15 protein-coding genes and 2 pseudogenes are annotated in these 15,985 nt (G+C 62.4%); 7 read left to right on the top strand and 10 right to left on the bottom strand.

Going from position 1 to position 15,985, the window contains the following annotated elements; genetic code table 11:
* Window positions 1-75: 75 nt before the first annotated feature.
* Complete coding sequence (locus ABLV49_RS21410; RefSeq protein WP_349282308.1) at window positions 76-768, top strand: IS6 family transposase; 693 nt, start codon at window positions 76-78, stop codon at window positions 766-768.
* A gap of 223 nt (window positions 769-991) precedes the next feature.
* Here ABLV49_RS21410 and ABLV49_RS21415 read toward each other — a convergent pair whose 3' ends face one another.
* The gene (locus ABLV49_RS21415; protein WP_349282444.1) at window positions 992-1,213 is read right to left on the bottom strand and encodes a PIN domain-containing protein; all 222 of its coding nucleotides are present in this window, start codon (window positions 1,211-1,213) and stop codon (window positions 992-994) included.
* A 336-nt stretch (window positions 1,214-1,549) separates the two neighbouring features.
* Between ABLV49_RS21415 and ABLV49_RS21420 the strand changes: the two genes are divergently transcribed.
* From ABLV49_RS21420 to ABLV49_RS21440, 5 genes are all read left to right on the top strand, one after another.
* Complete coding sequence (locus ABLV49_RS21420) at window positions 1,550-1,828, top strand: type II toxin-antitoxin system RelE/ParE family toxin (RefSeq protein ID WP_029527802.1); 279 nt, start codon at window positions 1,550-1,552, stop codon at window positions 1,826-1,828.
* 13 nt (window positions 1,829-1,841) lie between these two features.
* Complete coding sequence (locus ABLV49_RS21425) at window positions 1,842-2,147, top strand: HigA family addiction module antitoxin (RefSeq protein ID WP_029527801.1); 306 nt, start codon at window positions 1,842-1,844, stop codon at window positions 2,145-2,147.
* A 37-nt stretch (window positions 2,148-2,184) separates the two neighbouring features.
* Window positions 2,185-2,358 carry a hypothetical protein gene (locus ABLV49_RS21430; RefSeq protein WP_349282332.1) on the top strand — a complete coding sequence of 58 codons (174 nt, stop codon included), beginning with the start codon at window positions 2,185-2,187 and terminating at the stop codon, window positions 2,356-2,358.
* Between the two features lie 370 nt (window positions 2,359-2,728).
* Window positions 2,729-3,742: a tyrosine-type recombinase/integrase gene (locus ABLV49_RS21435; protein ID WP_349282333.1), complete on the top strand. Its 1,014-nt coding sequence runs from the start codon at window positions 2,729-2,731 to the stop codon at window positions 3,740-3,742.
* Window positions 3,743-3,752: 10 nt separating this feature from the next.
* On the top strand, window positions 3,753-4,886 hold the full coding sequence (locus ABLV49_RS21440; protein ID WP_349282334.1) for a hypothetical protein: 1,134 nt from the start codon (window positions 3,753-3,755) through the stop codon (window positions 4,884-4,886).
* 53 nt (window positions 4,887-4,939) lie between these two features.
* On the opposite strand, the gene ABLV49_RS21445 is transcribed toward ABLV49_RS21440, so the two are convergent.
* From ABLV49_RS21445 to panD, 8 genes and pseudogenes are all read right to left on the bottom strand, one after another.
* Entirely contained in the window at window positions 4,940-5,581 is a 642-nt protein-coding gene (locus ABLV49_RS21445) for a 4'-phosphopantetheinyl transferase family protein (RefSeq protein ID WP_349282336.1), read from the bottom strand.
* A gap of 1 nt (window position 5,582) precedes the next feature.
* Window positions 5,583-7,930 (bottom strand): annotated as a pseudogene (locus ABLV49_RS21450) (Pls/PosA family non-ribosomal peptide synthetase); the annotation flags it as partial.
* A 173-nt stretch (window positions 7,931-8,103) separates the two neighbouring features.
* Window positions 8,104-10,152, bottom strand: coding sequence for an acetyl/propionyl/methylcrotonyl-CoA carboxylase subunit alpha (locus ABLV49_RS21455; RefSeq protein ID WP_349282338.1), 2,049 nt, complete (start codon window positions 10,150-10,152; stop codon window positions 8,104-8,106).
* Between the two features lie 16 nt (window positions 10,153-10,168).
* Window positions 10,169-10,324, bottom strand: a pseudogene (locus tag ABLV49_RS21460) (carboxyl transferase domain-containing protein); the annotation flags it as partial.
* A 15-nt stretch (window positions 10,325-10,339) separates the two neighbouring features.
* Window positions 10,340-12,025 carry an electron transfer flavoprotein-ubiquinone oxidoreductase gene (locus tag ABLV49_RS21465; protein WP_349282340.1) on the bottom strand — a complete coding sequence of 562 codons (1,686 nt, stop codon included), beginning with the start codon at window positions 12,023-12,025 and terminating at the stop codon, window positions 10,340-10,342.
* A 184-nt stretch (window positions 12,026-12,209) separates the two neighbouring features.
* A complete protein-coding gene (locus tag ABLV49_RS21470; protein WP_349282341.1) occupies window positions 12,210-13,160 on the bottom strand; it encodes an alpha/beta fold hydrolase in 951 nt (316 codons plus the stop codon).
* 111 nt (window positions 13,161-13,271) lie between these two features.
* On the bottom strand, window positions 13,272-14,072 hold the full coding sequence (gene can / locus ABLV49_RS21475) for a carbonate dehydratase (RefSeq protein ID WP_349282343.1): 801 nt from the start codon (window positions 14,070-14,072) through the stop codon (window positions 13,272-13,274).
* Between the two features lie 55 nt (window positions 14,073-14,127).
* A complete protein-coding gene (gene panD, locus ABLV49_RS21480; RefSeq protein ID WP_349282345.1) occupies window positions 14,128-14,508 on the bottom strand; it encodes an aspartate 1-decarboxylase in 381 nt (126 codons plus the stop codon).
* A 22-nt stretch (window positions 14,509-14,530) separates the two neighbouring features.
* Here panD and ABLV49_RS21485 point away from each other — a divergent pair, with 22 nt between their 5' ends.
* A complete protein-coding gene (locus ABLV49_RS21485; protein ID WP_349282347.1) occupies window positions 14,531-14,707 on the top strand; it encodes a hypothetical protein in 177 nt (58 codons plus the stop codon).
* Between the two features lie 52 nt (window positions 14,708-14,759).
* Here ABLV49_RS21485 and bktB read toward each other — a convergent pair whose 3' ends face one another.
* Complete coding sequence (gene bktB, locus ABLV49_RS21490; protein WP_349282349.1) at window positions 14,760-15,944, bottom strand: beta-ketothiolase BktB; 1,185 nt, start codon at window positions 15,942-15,944, stop codon at window positions 14,760-14,762.
* Between the last annotated feature and the right edge of the window lie 41 nt (window positions 15,945-15,985).

Genomic DNA, 15,985 nt, shown 5'->3' on the forward strand with positions numbered 1-15,985 from the left:
GGGTTCTGTCGCATTGGCGGTCGTACCGCCTGCTCGTTTATGCTGAGTTCTTTTTTGCGACGGGTATGAAACGCGATGCTGGCAACCAAAGGGATGCGATTTTCAATTGACGTGATTCTGGTATGCATCCGTTGGTACGCGGCTTATCCGTTGAGTTACCGCCATCTCGAGGAAATGATGGAGGAACGCGGCGTGTTTGTCGACCATTCCTCGATCAATCGCTGGGCAATCCGGTTTCTGCCCTTGCTTGAGAAAGTGTTCCGCAAGCACAAGCGCGCGGTGGGCGGCAGCTGGCGGATGGACGAAACCTATATCAAGGTCAAGGGCGCCTGGAAATATCTCTACCGCGCGGTGGACAAGGAAGGCAAGACAGTCGACTTCCTGCTGACGGCCAGGCGCGACAAGGCCGCAGCCCTGCGGTTCTTTGAAAAAGCCATGAAGGCCAACGGTGTTCCCGAGAAGGTCACGATGGACAAGAGCGGCGCCAACAAGGCGGCCATGGATGAGATCAATGCCCGAGGTGAAACACCGGTCATCGTGCGACAAGTGAAGTACCTCAACAACATCGTGGAGCAGGACCATCGCGCTGTCAAACGGGTCACCAAACCGATGCTCAACTTCAAGTCATTTCGATCGGCCAAAAATGTCCTGGCCGGCATCGAACTCATGCACATGATCCGCAAAGGTCAGTTCCTGCTGGAAGGCTGTATCGAGCTGTCTTTTGCCGACCAGTTTTATGCATTGGCAGGACAAATCCGTCCCGTTTGAGGAGCTGGCATCCGTTCCTACCCCAAACACGTTTATCAACTGGCAACGCGACAGAACCATTTCAAGAGCCTGGCCGTGCAGCTTGCCCGATACCAGGGCTTCGATCATTGACTCGCCTCCCCAGGGAAAGGATTTATGCCGCATGGGAGTTCCATGCGGCTCATCGGAGGATAGCCCAAGGTGGCAAGCACTGGGCTGCGTGTCGTGACGTTTAGCGGCAAGGTCAGTCCGCCCTGAGGGTGCCCGCCAGGTAGCGCAGACGTATCACCCCACCAAACACAACGCCACCGGGTCGCGGATCCACGTGGCCACGCCGGTGCCAAAAAATGTCGGCATCCTGCGTCCATACGGGGCAGCCCGGCATCATGGCGCAGGCCAGAACAGACCAGTCATCCGCATCGTGCATGGCAATACTTCTAGAGGGCTTGACGCTGCAAACCCGCATACAGATCAAATTCCAGTGAGTATTCCGGTCCAACGTGACTGCTGATTCCGGGATGATGAGCAACGTTGCGGCGAACGTGACCTCAGGGATTCCGGCAACGTGACCAGCAACTGTGTGGTCACGGGCCACCGGCACGGCGGTCTACGACGCCGATGCGGTGTTGCGCATAAATCAAACCCGCGTGGCGTGTAGCTTCGATGCTTTTTGCAAGGAGCGACATCCAAGTGGGGCGCATGTTTGCGGCCGCGACTTTACGCATCAGCAAGGAATCCTTATGCCTGCCGTTATAGAGAAATAACGTTTGACGTTAATAACGTTAGGCGTTATTATTTGCTGATGATTCGTTCATTCGTCTGCCCCGACACGCAAGCACTCTTTCAAGGCAAACGTGTCAAGCGCTGGGTGAACATCGAGCGGGCGGCGCTGCGAAAGCTCGAGCAATTGCAGGTGTCGGCACGGCTCGATGATCTGCGGATACCGCCGGGCAACCGGCTGGAGCTGCTCAGGGGCAACCGTGCCGGTCAGCACAGTATCCGGATCAATGACCAGTGGCGCGTTTGCTTTGTCTGGCAGGACGATGCAGCCCATGATGTCGAAATCGTTGACTACCACTGAAAGGAGCCTTGTGATGCGTGAAGTCCTTCCCGTTCACCCCGGCGAAATGCTGGATGAAGAATTCTTGAAGCCCATGGGCCTGAGCAAGTACCGCCTGGCCAAGGAGATTGCCGTGCCTGCCCCGCGCATTGGCGAGATCGTCGCAGGTCATCGGTCAATCACGGCGGATACCGATCTGCGCCTGTGCCGGTTCTTTGGCCTGAGCGATGGCTGGTGGCTGGCGCTGCAGGCGCGGTATGACCTGGCCATGGCGCGCGAGAAGATCGCCGACAAGCTGGCGAACATTCACCGTTTTGAGCCTCAGGCAGAACACGCCTGACAGGCCAGCGGGGTGATCCAGGCAGGCCGCTGTAGCCGTGGGAAACGGCATCATTTTTGATCCGGTCAGCGTCAAGGATGAGGACATCAGCAAGGAAATCCGGTTATGGCGGTGCGCAGGTGCTGATCACGGGCGAGCTGGGAAAAGCGCGCTGCTGGGTTATGACCAACATCCGGTTGAAAGACTACCTGGCTTTGTTGCTCATGCTTGAACGCTGGCACCTCGGCTATGCAGCAGAGACCTCTATCCAAATCAAATTTATTGCATTTACAACAAACTCATCTCTGAATACTCCTTGGACGACCTGCCCCTCCCCGCCCCCGCTTGAGGCGAGAGAAGAAGATGAGGGAATAAAACCCCGGGCGGCTGCGCTCCTCAGAGGTCCCGGTGCATCGGCTTCAAAAGCTTGACCAGCGGATGCCTACCTCCTGGAAAACTTCTCCCGCCCCCGCCTTGAGGGGGAATGAGGAAAACCAAAGTCGGGCTTCGCTTTTCAAGAGGGGGTTGTTACGGGGCGGGAAGGCGTATGATTTGTTGGGTGGGTTTGTTGTAAATGCAATTTAGACAGGAAGGTGATCGCGATGAGCGACGTGACTGCTTCGGACCCCGACGCGTTCTTTGCGTCCTGGCAGACCGCCCGGCTGGCGAGCAAAGCGTTAAAACCTATGGGCGCGGCCGGCTTTCAGCAGGTTGAATTGATCTGGCGCCACTGGCTGGCGTTTTGCACGGTGCAAGGCGTCGCCTGGGACGCTGCGCGCAGCGTCGACATCGCCCGGTTCTGTCAAACCATCGGCCCGCGCTCTTCCTTGAAGAAAACCTCGCCCGTCACGCGGCGGCGCTACTGGCGCGTGCTGCGCGACCTGTATGCGCATGCGCTGGTTATAGGTCTGGTTGCGGTCAATCCCGCCGAGGGCGCCCAGCCGCCGGCCACCGAGCGTGTGCCTTCGCTGGCGCTGCCTGGCCCCATGTGGACCGCGCTGCTCGAGGGCCTGTATGAACACTTTCCCGGCGGCGACGACTTCAAGGCCAGGCGCAACCGCCTGGCGCTGCTGCTCATGATGCGCGCGGCGCTCACCGTGCGCGAGATCATCGGCTTGACGCTCGATTGTGCCCAACCGGGCGCGGACTCGGCCGGCTCGTCTGCCGGATCGGCTGCTTTGTACACCCTGCGCGTGCGCAAGGTCGGCGGCGGGCACGAACGGGTGTTGCAGCTCGACCTGGAGACCAGCCGGGCCCTGCACGCCTGGCTCGAGGTGCGCCCGGTGGGCTTGCCTGCCCTGCATCCGGGCAGCCGCCTGGTCGTGGGCGACCGCATCGGGCGCGCCATTGCGCCCAACGGCCTGTACAACATCTGCCAGGCGCACCTGGCGCGCTGCCTGACCCAAGCCGGCTTGCTCGCCGAGCCTGCGCCCCACGCGACGCTCGATCCAGGCCTTCTAGCCCACATGGGGCCCAACACGCTGCGCAACACCTGCATCGCGCTGTGGTTCAACGCCGGCGTGCCGCTGCAGGAGATCCAGCGGCGATGCGGCTTCAAGGACGCCAGCGTCATGAGCCGCTTGGGCGCGCACCTCGTCAACCCTTTTCCGCGCTGAGGCACCAAGCATGCAGCCAACACAAACCCTCAAGAGCCAGGACGCGGCGCTCGAGCAGCTGTGGCGCCAGGTGTGCGCCTCGCGCGGCACGCCCGCGCCCGATGCGGCAGGGCTTGCCTGCTTCATGGAGGATTTGGAAACGCACGCGCGGGAAAAGCTCCAAAGCGTCCTGATTCTGGCCGCGCGGGGCCGGGAGGCGCCGGGCGAGCTGAGCTTGCTCAGCTGGGCAGCTGGCTGCACGCGCCCTGCCCTGCTTGAGCGCCTGGCCGCCCACGGCTTGGCCTTCACCAGTGCAAGCCTGTTTGCCTGCGGCCTGAAACTCCGGGCTGAAGGCTGGGACATGCAGCACCGGATCACGCAACTGGCAGGCAACCCTGCGGACGTGGACACGCTGCGCGCCTGGCTGCCCGCCGTGTTGCCCTTGGAAGCCGGTCAAGCTGAAGAGGACTCGCCGAAAAAGGCCGGACCAGACAGCCATGAAGACAGGGCCGTAGACACGCCATTGTTCCCTTGGCCCGAGGACGATGAAGACGGCCCGCCCGATGGCCAGGCGCCCGTCTGGGAGGAGGAACCCATGGACGACATGCCGGCGTCAAATCTGTCAGCCGGCCTGCCCGTGCTGCCCACCCGCTTCGAGCGCGAGCGGCCCGATGCGCTCGCCGGCCCAACCAGCGCCGCAGGCGCACCGCACGAGCCACGGCTGCGGCTTCGCCTGTTTGGCAAGGCGGCTGCGCACACACTGGAGGTCACACCGCACCGCCGGGGCGGCGACTTTCTGGGCGTTCTCGTGGTGAGCATCGACTCGGCCCATGCCTTGAGCGCCGGCGGGGGCTACGCCTGGGAGCGCAAGCTGGTGCTCCAGCTCACGCCCGAGGAGATGCCCGCCGTCATCGCCACCTTGATGGGCTTGATACCCTCGGTGCGCTTCGGCCACCACGGCGCGGACCGCAGCAAGTTTGTCGAGGTACGCCGCCAGGAAGGGGGGCTGGTGATCGTCACAGGTGAAAAGGCGCTCAGCTATTCGGTACCTGTGCCCACAGCTACCGTGTACTATGTGCTGGACCTGTTTTGCCGAGCCATGGCCGCCCCCGGGCGCAGCGTTGCGGACGTGCTCATGCTGGTCAGGAGCGCGCATGGCTTTTGAGGACCAAGGGCCAGGCAAAACCTTTTTTCAGTCGGTCTGGCGCATGGAGCGCTTCAGGCCACGCGTTCGCTGTCGGTTGCGATTGCGATTGCGATTGCGCCACGGTAGTTTTCAGGCAAGGCGAGCGCACTGACGCTGCAAGGGGCCAACTGCAGCGCCACGGCAGGCGTCCACTCGGTCAACGCCATCGCCTGGCACTTCAGGCATGCCTCGAGCCGCGTCCAGGCCTGGGCAAAAGCCAACGGGCGCCGAACAGGCGATAGACCCTGCAGCCAGGCCGTCACAGCGGGGCCGAGATAGTCCCGCGCCACATCCGCCCAGTCGGGCATCGCCTCAACGGCCCGGTCAGCCGCCATCACATCCACGCCGATACGGCCCTGCCTGCCAATGGCCGCCAGGCTGAACCCTGGCGCGTGGCTTAGTGAAACGCTCAGTTGTGCAACATGGCAATCGAGCCGCAGGGCTTGCCCAGGGCACGACACGAGCTTGAGCGATGCCGCCGTTGGGCCGAGATACGCCACGAGCGTCTCGCACAGTGCCGTGCGCACCAACTCCCTGGCCAACGAGCGGTCGGTCGTGGCAGGCATGGCAACGCTGATCACCGTCAGGGCCTGCCAGGAGCCCAGCGCATCGACGGCGCATTTCATGGCCTGCGGCCACGCATGGACTGGCACGAGTTTTTGTGATCGGTCCATGTCAGCTGTCCGCAGGCGCAGCCGGGCAGCCCTTCCAGCTCGAGGCGGCAGGGATGAACTCCCCCTTCATCACCAGCGTCAGCGCCCCTAGCCAGGCATTGTCGCCCACTACTGCGCTGTAAAGCACCGCACTGCGCGGTCCCATGTAAACGCGCTTGCCGATGACCACCTGGTCGACTTTCATCACGCGGTCTTCAAACAGATGGGTCTGTGGACAGGCCAGTGCATTGAGCTCGCTGTAGTCGCCAATCGTGACGCAATCGAACTCGGTGATGTCTGTCGTGTCGAGATACACTCCCCGGCCGATGCGGCAGCCCAGAAAATTCAGGGCGACGGGCAGCAGCGGCGTGCCGCGCAGGTAGCGCAAGAAATTGGGCACGGCGATGCCTTCGTACAGATTGGTCACTGCCTCAGACCACCAGACGAACGGAGTCCACATCGGCACACTGCGTTTACGGTAGCGCCGCATCATCGACCACTTGATGGCGGCGACAAAGAAGAAGGTGCCTATGCCATACAGGAGGCCTGCGCCTGTCAGGTAAAAGATGACGTCGCCCCAGCGCTCTTCACCGGCGGCAGGCATGATCGCCAGGACCACCGTGTAGCCCACGGCGGTCACGATGGCATGCGGCGCGACGATGCGAAAAGCCTCGATCAGTCCGCGCGCCAGTCGGCGAAACGGCGAAGGCCGGTAGGTCAGGTGCTCGGGAAAGCCGCTGGTATGCTCGCGTGCAGGCAGATTGATCGGCGGGGAACCGAGCCAGGTGTCCCCGTCGTTCATGGCCTCGTTGGCCGGCGCGCTCGAATGCACGCCAATCAGCACGTTTTCCGGCAGCGTCGTTCCATCGGGAATGTACGCGCCATTGCCCACAAAGCTGCGCCGGGAAATTACTGTCGGTCGCATCGACATCCAGCCGCCTTCGATACTCTCGTCGCCCAGCATGACCGCATCGGCGATGAAGGTTTCATCCCCGAGCGTGAGCATGTCGGGCACCAGACCGAGCGCCGAGGAAATTTCCGCGTCGCGCCCCACCTTGGCCCCCAGCAAGCGGTACCAGAAGGGGGCATACACCGTGGCATAGACGCCGTGCAGGACGGCCAGGCTCGATTCCTGAATCTGGTTGACCAGCCACTTGGCGCAGTACAGGTTGCTGTGCACCGGCCAGCGCCCCGGCTTGAGGCGCGGCAAGACGCTCCAGCGGATGCCGGCCGAGAGCAGCACAGTGCAGACAATCATCACGGCAGTGGCGGGAAAAGCCAGAACAAAATACTTAACCAGCTCAAACGCCAGGGCGTTGCTGTTGAATGCGGAAAAGCCTTCGGCGGCGTCGATCCAGTCGATGAGCATGAAGCTGGGAAACACCGGCAGAAAAAACACGGTGGTGATCAACAAGGCGCCCAAGACGAAATACGCGCCTTCGAGGAAGCTGCGCCAGCGGCCGACTGCGGGCCGCTCGGGCCGCGCTGCAAGGTCGAAGGCACCCGCGTCGCGAGCTGGCGAGCCTTGCCAGAGGCGTCCCGCAGGCAGCGCCTGTCCCTCGCCCAATGCCGACTGGCCGGCCAGATGCCCGTAAGCGCCAACCTGCGTATTTCCTTCGAGCACCGCATAAGAGCCGATGCAGGCTTCGCGCTCGAGCACAATAGGCCCGATGATCAGCTCGCCGTGCTCAACGCGTGCGTTTTCAAGATTGACAGCATTGCCAATGCTCACCCCATCCCCCAGGGTGAGCAGGTCCGGGGCACGCAGGGTGATCGAGCCGATGACGACGTCGCGCCCAACCTTGGCGCCCAGCGCCCGAAGCCACCAGGCGTACAGCGAAGATCCGCTGAGCAGGTACGCCGGTGCCGCCTCGAGCAGACGGTCAGCGAGCCACCAGCGGTAGTACGTGACGCCCCACAGCGGGTAACGCCCTGGCTTAAGACGTCCGACGATCAACCACTTGCCGGCAATGGCGACAGCAAACTCCAATAAAGTGGAAAGCAGCAAAAAGACACCGACGAACGCGGCGATGGCCAGCGCCATTGAGTCTTCAGGATCCCCGGTAAAGAAATGGTAGGTGAAAAACGGCGCGAGCCACTGGCCATGTGCAGCGCCACCAGCCCCGGGATCACAGCGGCCTGGGCAACGCCACACGTCCAGCGCCTGAGGCGAGGCGGCGGCAGCCAGCTTGCATCGACCGGTACGCCAGGCGCATGGGCCTGGTCCAGTGCCTCGGCGATGCGGCCAACGGTGCGGTTCTGGTAAATATCGCGCACCGTGATGTGCGCAAAGCGCGGGTCGGTGCGCAGGGCCGAGGCCAGGCGCGCCGCGAACAGCGAATGGCCGCCCAGGTCGGTGAAAAAATCTGCCCACAACAAACGCGTGCCGAATACGCGCCTGCCGCGCAGCGACAAGGAGCGCGAGCAGTATGCCAAGATGGTCAGCGGAGAAGGCTTCATGCTGCTGGCGTTGCTCGAAGCGCCCACGGCGCCACCCACGCTGGGCAGGCTGCCTTGTGCTAACCAAACCAATACCTCGTCCCTCATGCGAACTCCACAATGGGCTGGTCCACGCTCAGCGACTCTCCCTTCCTGGCCAGCACCTTTCCGACGATGCCGTCGGCCGTCGCAAACAGCACGTTTTCCATCTTCATGGCCTCGATCACCGCCACACGCTCGCCGGCCTGAACCTTCTGGCCGACCTGTACCGCCACCTCGACCAGCAAGCCCGGCATGGGCGACAGCACGAAGCGGCTCATGTCAGGCGGCGCCTTGTGAAGCATCAGCGCATGCAGTTCGGCAGCGCGTAGCGACAGCACCATGGTATCGAGCCGGGTGCCGTTGTGGATGATGCGTATCGCCAGCGGATTCTTGCCCACGCCGCGTTCGACCTGCGCGGCAAACGGCTGGCCGTTGGCGGTGCCGCGAATGCGAGCGCCGCCCAGGTGCCATCCGCTACATATTTCATAGCGCTTGTCGCCCGTCTCTACTGTGCTGGAGCCAAAAATCGCCTGAAAATCACGTACCCGGGCATACTGTTGCGTATTTGTGCCGCTGCTGCCCAGTCCAATGACCACATAGTTTTCGCCTACTATCACGCCGTGCCCGGGCGATTGCCCGCTGATTCCCGCAGCGCGTGCCAAGATGCGACGGTTCACATACGCGGCCAGCGCCACCAGGAAATCGGCGTCGTCGTGCGGCACGTCCTCGGCACGGAAACCGTTGGCGTAGTTTTCGGCGATGAAGCCGGTGTTGAAATCGCCCGCAACAAACTTGGGGTGCGCCAGCAAGGCCGCCTGGAACGGAATGTTGCTGCTGACACCGCGAATCACAAAGCTGTTGAGCGCTTCGCGCATCTTGGCAATCGCATCAAAGCGGTCGGTGCCGTGAACGATGAGCTTGGCGATCATCGAGTCGTAGAACATCGGGATTTCCCCGCCGTCCTGCACGCCGGTATCGACCCGCACGCCGAACCACTTCGAGGTGTCCGACGCAAACATCGTTTCATTGGGCGGCTGAAAGCGTACCAGCCGGCCGGTCGAGGGCAAAAAGCCGCGAAACGGGTCTTCGGCATTGATGCGGCATTCGATGGCCCAGCCGTCACGCTTGACTTCAGCTTGCGTGAGCGGCAGTTTTTCGCCAGCGGCCACGCGAATCATCAACTCCACCAAGTCCAGCCCGGTGATGCACTCCGTGACCGGGTGCTCAACCTGCAGGCGGGTGTTCATTTCCAGGAAGTAAAAGCTCTGGTCCTTGCCGACGACAAACTCGACCGTGCCTGCGCTCTGGTAATTGACCGCCTTGGCCAACTGCACGGCCTGCTCGCCCATGGCCTTGCGCGTTGCTTCGCTGATGAAAGGCGATGGCGCTTCTTCAATCACCTTCTGGTGGCGGCGCTGGATTGAGCATTCACGCTCATTCAGGTAAATTACATTGCCATGGCTGTCGCCGATCAGCTGGATTTCGATGTGCCGTGGTTCCTCGACAAACTTCTCGATGAACACGCGGTCATCGCCAAAGCTGTTGCGCGCCTCGTTGCGGCAACTGGTGAAGCCTTCAAACGCTTTCTTGTCGTTGAAAGCGACGCGCAGGCCCTTGCCGCCGCCACCAGCGCTGGCCTTGATCATGACCGGGTAGCCGATGCCCTGGGCAATCTCGACGGCGCGCTTAGCCGTTTCAATCGCATCGTTGACACCGGGAATGCAGTTCACGCCCGCCGCGCCGGCCAGCTTCTTGGACTCGATCTTGTCGCCCATCGCCGCGATGGAGTAATGCTTGGGGCCGATGAAGACGATGCCCTCTTCTTCCACCCGTTTGGAAAACGCAGCGTTTTCGCTCAGGCAGCCATAACCGGGATGCACCGCCTGCGCGCCGGTCTGCTTGCAGGCGGCAATGATTTTTTCGGCCTGCAGGTAGCTGTCGCGGCTGGGCGCGGGGCCGATGTTGACGGCTTCATCGGCCAGTTCCACATGGCGGGCATCCTTGTCGGCGTCGGAATACACCGCGACGGTCTTGATGCCCATCTTGCGGGCCGTGAAAATAACGCGGCAGGCGATTTCGCCCCGGTTTGCAATCAGAATTTTGGTGAACATAGTCTTATTCCTGGGCTTACAGCAGAATGTTTCCGTGCTTGCGCCACGGATTTTCGAGTTTCTTGTCTTTGAGCATCACCAGCGAACGGCAGATGCGCTTGCGGGTTTCGTGCGGCAAGATCACGTCGTCGATAAAGCCGCGCGCGCCGGCCACGAAGGGTTTGGCGAATTTGAAATAAAAATTCAATTACATTCCGGAGTAGTTCGGCCCGCCGCCGCCCTCCGGGGTGACCCAGACGATGTTTTGCGTCGGGTCCTTGATGTCGCAGGTCTTGCAGTGCACGCAGTTCTGCGCGTTGATCTGCAGCCGTTCGGACTGGTCCGGATTCTTCACGTACTCGTACACCCCGGCGGGGCAGTAGCGGCTTTCCGGCCCCGCATACAGCGCCAGGTTGACATTGACCGGCACGCTAGCGTCTTTGAGCGTCAGGTGCGCCGGCTGGTGTTCTTCATGGTTGGTGTTGCTGATAAACACCGAGGTCAGGCGGTCAAAGGTCAGCTTGTTGTCCGGTTTCGGGTAAACGATGGGCTGGCACTCGGCAGCGGGTTTGAGCATGGCGTAATCGGGCTGGTGGCGGTGGATCGTCCACGGCGGGGTCTTGATGCCGATGCGCGGCAGCAGCCAGTGCTCGATGCCCGTCATCAAAGCGCCCACGTACAGCCCCTTCTTGAACCAGGCCTTGAAGTTTTTCGCCTGGTTGAGTTCGTCGGCCAGCCAGCTTTTGGCATAGGCCTCGGGGTAACTTCCCAGCTCGTCATGCTGGCGCCCGGCGCTCACCGCCGCATACGCCGCCTCGGCCGCCAGCATGCCCGTCTTGATCGCCGCGTGGCTGCCCTTGATGCGGCTGGCGTTGAGGTAGCCGGCCTCGCAGCCGATCAAGGCGCCGCCCGGAAACACCGTCTTGGGCAAACTCAGCGCGCCGCCGGCGGTGATGGCGCGCGCGCCGTAGCCGATGCGCTTGCCGCCTTCGAGGTATTTTTTGATACTCGGGTGCGTCTTCCAGCGCTGCATTTCCTCGAAAGGGCTCAGGTACGGATTGCTGTAGTCCAGCCCCGTGACCAGCCCGAGCGTGACCTGGTTGTTTTCCAGGTGGTACAGAAAGCCGCCGCCATAAGTTTTGCTGTCCATCGGCCAGCCGGCGGTGTGCACCACCAGGCCGGGCCGGTGCTTGGCCGGGTCGATTTCCCACAGCTCCTTCACGCCCAGTGCGTAGGCCTGCGGGTCTTTTCCTTCATCCAGCTTGAAGCGGCTGATGAGCTGGCGGCCCAGGTGGCCGCGCGCGCCTTCGGCAAACACGGTGTACTTGCCGTGCAGCTCCATGCCGAGCTGAAAGTTGTCCGTCGGCGCGCCGTCCTTGCCGACACCCAAATTACCCGTGGCCACGCCCCGGACCGAGCCGTCGTCGTTGTACAGCACCTCGGCGGCGGCAAAGCCGGGAAAGATCTCCACGCCCAGGGCTTCGGCTTGACCAGCGAGCCAGCGGGTCACATTGCCCAGGCTGATGACATAGTTGCCGTCGTTGTGAAAGCAGTCGGGAACGAAAAAGGCAGGGGTTTTGGTCGAACCGGTTTCGCTCAGGAACAGTACCTCGTCGGCGGTGACGCTCTGGGTGAGCGGCGCGCCCAGCGCTTTCCAGTCGGGGATCAGTTCGCTCAAGGCTTTGGGGTCCATGACCGCGCCCGAGAGAATATGCGCGCCGGGCTCGGAGCCTTTTTCGAGCACGACGACGGAAATCTCCGTGCCTTTTTCAGCGGCCAGCTGCTTGAGGCGAATGGCCGCCGACAGCCCGCCCGGGCCGGCGCCGACCACGACCACGTCGTACTCCATCGCTTCTCGGGGGCCGTGCTGGGACAGGATGTCTTGGTTCGTCATTTGCATCCTTCATTGACTCGTGTTGCTCGTCGATCTGCGCGAGCTTTTCTGTTTCCAGCAGGCTGGTCTTTGACCCATGCCCTGCCGGGCGCACCCTTGCCCAGGCGCCCGCGCTCTTGCAGGGCAGCCATTCATCAGACGACAACTGCTCCATCGGCTCGCCATGAAAAGGCGCACCCAATCCTCATGGAACATCGTTGATATCGCCGCCAGACTCGGCGGGGGGCGTGCTGACGGGACGCGAAGCATGTCCTGGCGGGATGCTGGGCGGTACCGAACGCTTCAAAAACTCGATCACGCTGGTGCCAAAGACGTCGTTGCGGTCTCCGGCGACCATGTGCCCGGCACTGGTCACGTTGACGTACTCGCTGTGCGGGCACAAGTCCAGGAAGTGCTGCGAGCCCTCTTCACTGAGCACATCGGACAGACCGCCGCGCACCAGTAAGGTCGGCACGGCAAGCGCGCGCGCGCACGCTTCCAGGCGCTCCTGGCGCCGCTGCAGGTCACGCGTGCCGGCGCGAAAACGTGGGTCCCAATGCCAGTGGTATTTGCCATCACTGCCCAGGCGCACGTTCTTGGCCAGGCCCTCCAGGCTTTTGGGGCGCACGCGCTGCGGCTGGTAGGTGGCAATCGCCTCGGCGACTTCTTCCAGGGAAATGAAGCCTTCGGGCTTTTGGCTCATGAAGGCCTGAATGTTGTCAATGCCCTTCGTTTCAATGCGCGGCGCGATATCGACCAGGATCAGGGCGCTGGCATCAACATGGCCTTCGCCAACGGCGACCAGGCTGGTGCCCCCGCCCATGGAGGCGCCGACCAGCACCGGGCGGTGCTGGCCGAGCGCGGCGATCACGCACTGGAGGTCCTGGACCATCACATCTTGCCCATACAGCCCATCGGGCGCCCAATCCGAGTCGCCGTGGCCGCGTGCATCGAAGGCAACCGCGTAATACCCGGCCGCCCCCAGCGCCTCGCCGGTGCCTTTCCACGCATGACGGGTCTGGCCCCCGCCATGCTGGAGCACCACCAACGGACCGTTCGGGTCGCCCCAGGCATCGCCTGCGATAGCGATACTGCCACTGCCCTGCCACCGGTGCATGGGCTCGGGAGTGCCTGGAAGTTTTGTGCCTGCGCTCATGGTGCGATTCCTATGTCTCTATGTGGTTGACTATTTTTGCTGTATTCACTTCAGAGGATGGAGTGACGGCGATGGCGCAGCATTCATGGGCGAAGAACTGCTTGAATGCGGCTATGCCGCACATCTGGAGGCAGTGCTGCCAGATTTGCTGCTCTGTTTCTTCGTACCAGGTCTGAGTGCACTTTCGGCGCTTGACACCGCTTCCTCATTGCTTCTTGAAATGTCTTCAAAGCGTCCATCGCTTGCCGTAGGCTGCCGGGCCTTGAAGTGGGGGGTTGCCATGTCCTTAAGCGCATCCTGATACGTACCATCCGCAGCATGAGGGCTTGACGCGGTGAGCCCAAGCTCGGACAGCAGTCCGTCCTGCAGGCCATAGACCCAGCCATGCACTGACAAGGGCTGGCCCCGCGCCCAGGTATCGCGCACGGCGTGCGTCTGACACACGTTGTGAAACTGCTCGGCCACGTTGAGCTCGCACAGCCTGTCGACCCGCTGGGCCGCAGGCAGCGCCATCAGCGCTGGCTGGTGCTTGGTGTAAACCGCTCCCACATGCGCCAGCCAGTGGTCGACGAGCCCCAGGCGCTGGCCCTCGAGCGCGGCGCGGATGCCGCTGCAGCCGTAGTGGCCGACCACCATGATGTGGCGCACCTGGAGCACATCGACGGCAAACTGGATTACCGACAGGCAGTTCAGGTCGCTGCTGGCCACCACATTGGCAATGTTCCTGTGGGTGAACACTTCGCCCGGGGCCAGGTCGAGGATCTGGTTCGACGGCACGCGGCTGTCCGAGCAGCCGATCCAGAGGTAGGCGGGCGTTTGCTGGCGCGCCAGGCGCGCAAAGAAGTCGGCATCGCCGCAGCACATGCGGTGAGACCAGGCGCGGTTTCGGGCGAGCAACGATTCAACTGTCACAGCTGGACCTCCGTCAAAGGCGTAACACTTGGCATCAAGCCAGCCGGGCGCGGCATCACCGCTGCTGCGTTGGCACCTGGTGGCGCAACGCGGTCTGGCGGTTGGTGTCGTCCACGAACACCAACTGGGGGCTATGTCCGGCCACCTGATCGTTGTGCACCTGGGCAAAGGTGGCGATGATTAGCAGGTCGCCGTTGCAGGCGCGGCGCGCGGCCGAGCCATTGACCGAAATCATGCCAGAGCCACGCTCGCCCTTGATGGCATACGTGATAAAGCGCTCGCCGTTGTTGATGTTCCAGATGTGGACCTGCTCGTTCTCGGCGATGTTGGCTGCGTCGAGCAGGTCCTCGTCGATGGCGCACGAGCCTTCGTAGTGCAGCTCGCAGTGGGTCACGGCGACGCGGTGAATTTTGGATTTGAGTAAAGTTCGAAGCATGGTGGGGTGGCTTGGTGGGTTGATGATTTTGTTTGACGCGCTGAGAATGGCTCGTCATGAAAAGAGGTTTTTCCGCACTCCTCAAGCCACTCAGGATCATTTAGAAAATGTGCATCTGGATCGCCATGCCGGGCGCGAAGCTCCTGCAGGCATTGACGTAAAAAGGCCATTGACTTCTCCTCAAACACGTACAGGTTGACTGCACAAACTGCAAAGCAACAACAATTTTTTGATTTGAATACTTCTCAGCATCAGATGCGCTCGAAAATTGCCGCGATACCCTGCCCGCCGCCGATGCACATCGTCACCAGCGCGTAGCGGCCCCCGATGCGCTTGAGCTCGTGCAGCGCCTTGACGGTGATCAGCGCGCCGGTCGCGCCGATCGGGTGGCCCAGCGAAATGCCCGAGCCGTTCGGGTTGACCTTGGCCGGGTCCAGCCCGAGGTCACGGGTGACGGCGCAGGCCTGCGCGGCAAACGCTTCGTTGGCTTCGATCACATCCAGGTCATTGACCGTGAGGCCGGCTTTTTTCAGCGCCAGCTGGGTGGCGGGCACCGGGCCGATGCCCATGTATTTCGGATCGACGCCGGCATGGGAATAGGCCACCAGGCGGGCCAGGGGTTTCAGGCCGCGCGCCTGGGCAACACCGGCTTCCATCAGCACCACGGCCGCGGCCGCGTCGTTGATGCCCGAGGCATTGCCGGCAGTCACGGTGCCGTTTTCCTTTAGGAACACGGGCTTGAGCTTGGCCATGTCGGCCTTGGTGCAGTTGGGGCGGAAATGCTCGTCGGTGTCATAGGCCACCTCGCCCTTGCGGCTCTTGAGCATGACCGGGACGATCTGCTCTTTGAAGTAACCTGCCTCGATGGCCTTCTGGGCACGGTTGTGGCTTTGCACGGCCAGCGCGTCCTGCTCCTCGCGGCTGATGCCCCACTTGGCGGCGATGTTCTCGGCCGTCACGCCCATGTGGATGGTGTGGAACGGGTCATGCAGCGCGCCGACCACCATGTCGATCATCTTGGTGTCGCCCAGGCGGGCTCCAAAGCGGGTGGCCAGGCTGGCGTAGGGGCCGCGGCTCATGTTTTCGGCCCCGCCGCCGATGGCGATGTCGGTGTCGCCCAGCAAAATGGACTGGCTGGCCGAGATGATGGCCTGCAGGCCGGAGCCGCACAGGCGGTTGACATTGAAAGCCGGCGTGCCTTCGGCGCAGCCGCCATTGACGGCCGCCACGCGTGACAGGTACATGTCTTTTGGCTCGGTGTTGACGACATGGCCGAACACCACATGGCCGACGTCCTTGCCCTCGACGCCAGCGCGCGCCAGCGATTCGCGAACCACCAGCGCGGCCAGTTCTGTGGGCGGCGTGTCCTTCAGGCTGCCGCCAAACGTTCCAATGGCGGTGCGAACACCGCTGACAACTACAACTTCACGGGTCATAACTGACTTTCTCGGTTAGCTAAAATAATTGAGTTTGACCA

Origin of the sequence: Polaromonas hydrogenivorans, from assembly GCF_040105105.1 — a bacterium.
Classification (GTDB): Bacteria; Pseudomonadota; Gammaproteobacteria; order Burkholderiales; family Burkholderiaceae_C; genus Polaromonas; species Polaromonas hydrogenivorans.

Excerpts from the sequence above, each read along its gene's own strand:
- ABLV49_RS21425 (WP_029527801.1), top strand. The coding sequence starts at position 1,842 with ATGCGTGAAGTCCTTCCCGTTCACCCCGGCGAAATGCTGGATGAAGAA.
- ABLV49_RS21435 (WP_349282333.1), top strand. The coding sequence starts at position 2,729 with ATGAGCGACGTGACTGCTTCGGACCCCGACGCGTTCTTTGCGTCCTGG.
- ABLV49_RS21440 (WP_349282334.1), top strand. The coding sequence starts at position 3,753 with ATGCAGCCAACACAAACCCTCAAGAGCCAGGACGCGGCGCTCGAGCAG.
- ABLV49_RS21445 (WP_349282336.1), bottom strand. The coding sequence starts at position 5,581 with ATGGACCGATCACAAAAACTCGTGCCAGTCCATGCGTGGCCGCAGGCC.
- ABLV49_RS21420 (WP_029527802.1), top strand. The coding sequence starts at position 1,550 with ATGATTCGTTCATTCGTCTGCCCCGACACGCAAGCACTCTTTCAAGGC.
- ABLV49_RS21415 (WP_349282444.1), bottom strand. The coding sequence starts at position 1,213 with ATGCGGGTTTGCAGCGTCAAGCCCTCTAGAAGTATTGCCATGCACGAT.
- ABLV49_RS21485 (WP_349282347.1), top strand. The coding sequence starts at position 14,531 with ATGATTTTGTTTGACGCGCTGAGAATGGCTCGTCATGAAAAGAGGTTT.
- ABLV49_RS21410 (WP_349282308.1), top strand. The coding sequence starts at position 76 with ATGCTGGCAACCAAAGGGATGCGATTTTCAATTGACGTGATTCTGGTA.
- panD (WP_349282345.1), bottom strand. The coding sequence starts at position 14,508 with ATGCTTCGAACTTTACTCAAATCCAAAATTCACCGCGTCGCCGTGACC.
- ABLV49_RS21470 (WP_349282341.1), bottom strand. The coding sequence starts at position 13,160 with ATGAGCGCAGGCACAAAACTTCCAGGCACTCCCGAGCCCATGCACCGG.
- ABLV49_RS21465 (WP_349282340.1), bottom strand. The coding sequence starts at position 12,025 with ATGACGAACCAAGACATCCTGTCCCAGCACGGCCCCCGAGAAGCGATG.
- bktB (WP_349282349.1), bottom strand. The coding sequence starts at position 15,944 with ATGACCCGTGAAGTTGTAGTTGTCAGCGGTGTTCGCACCGCCATTGGA.
- ABLV49_RS21455 (WP_349282338.1), bottom strand. The coding sequence starts at position 10,152 with ATGTTCACCAAAATTCTGATTGCAAACCGGGGCGAAATCGCCTGCCGC.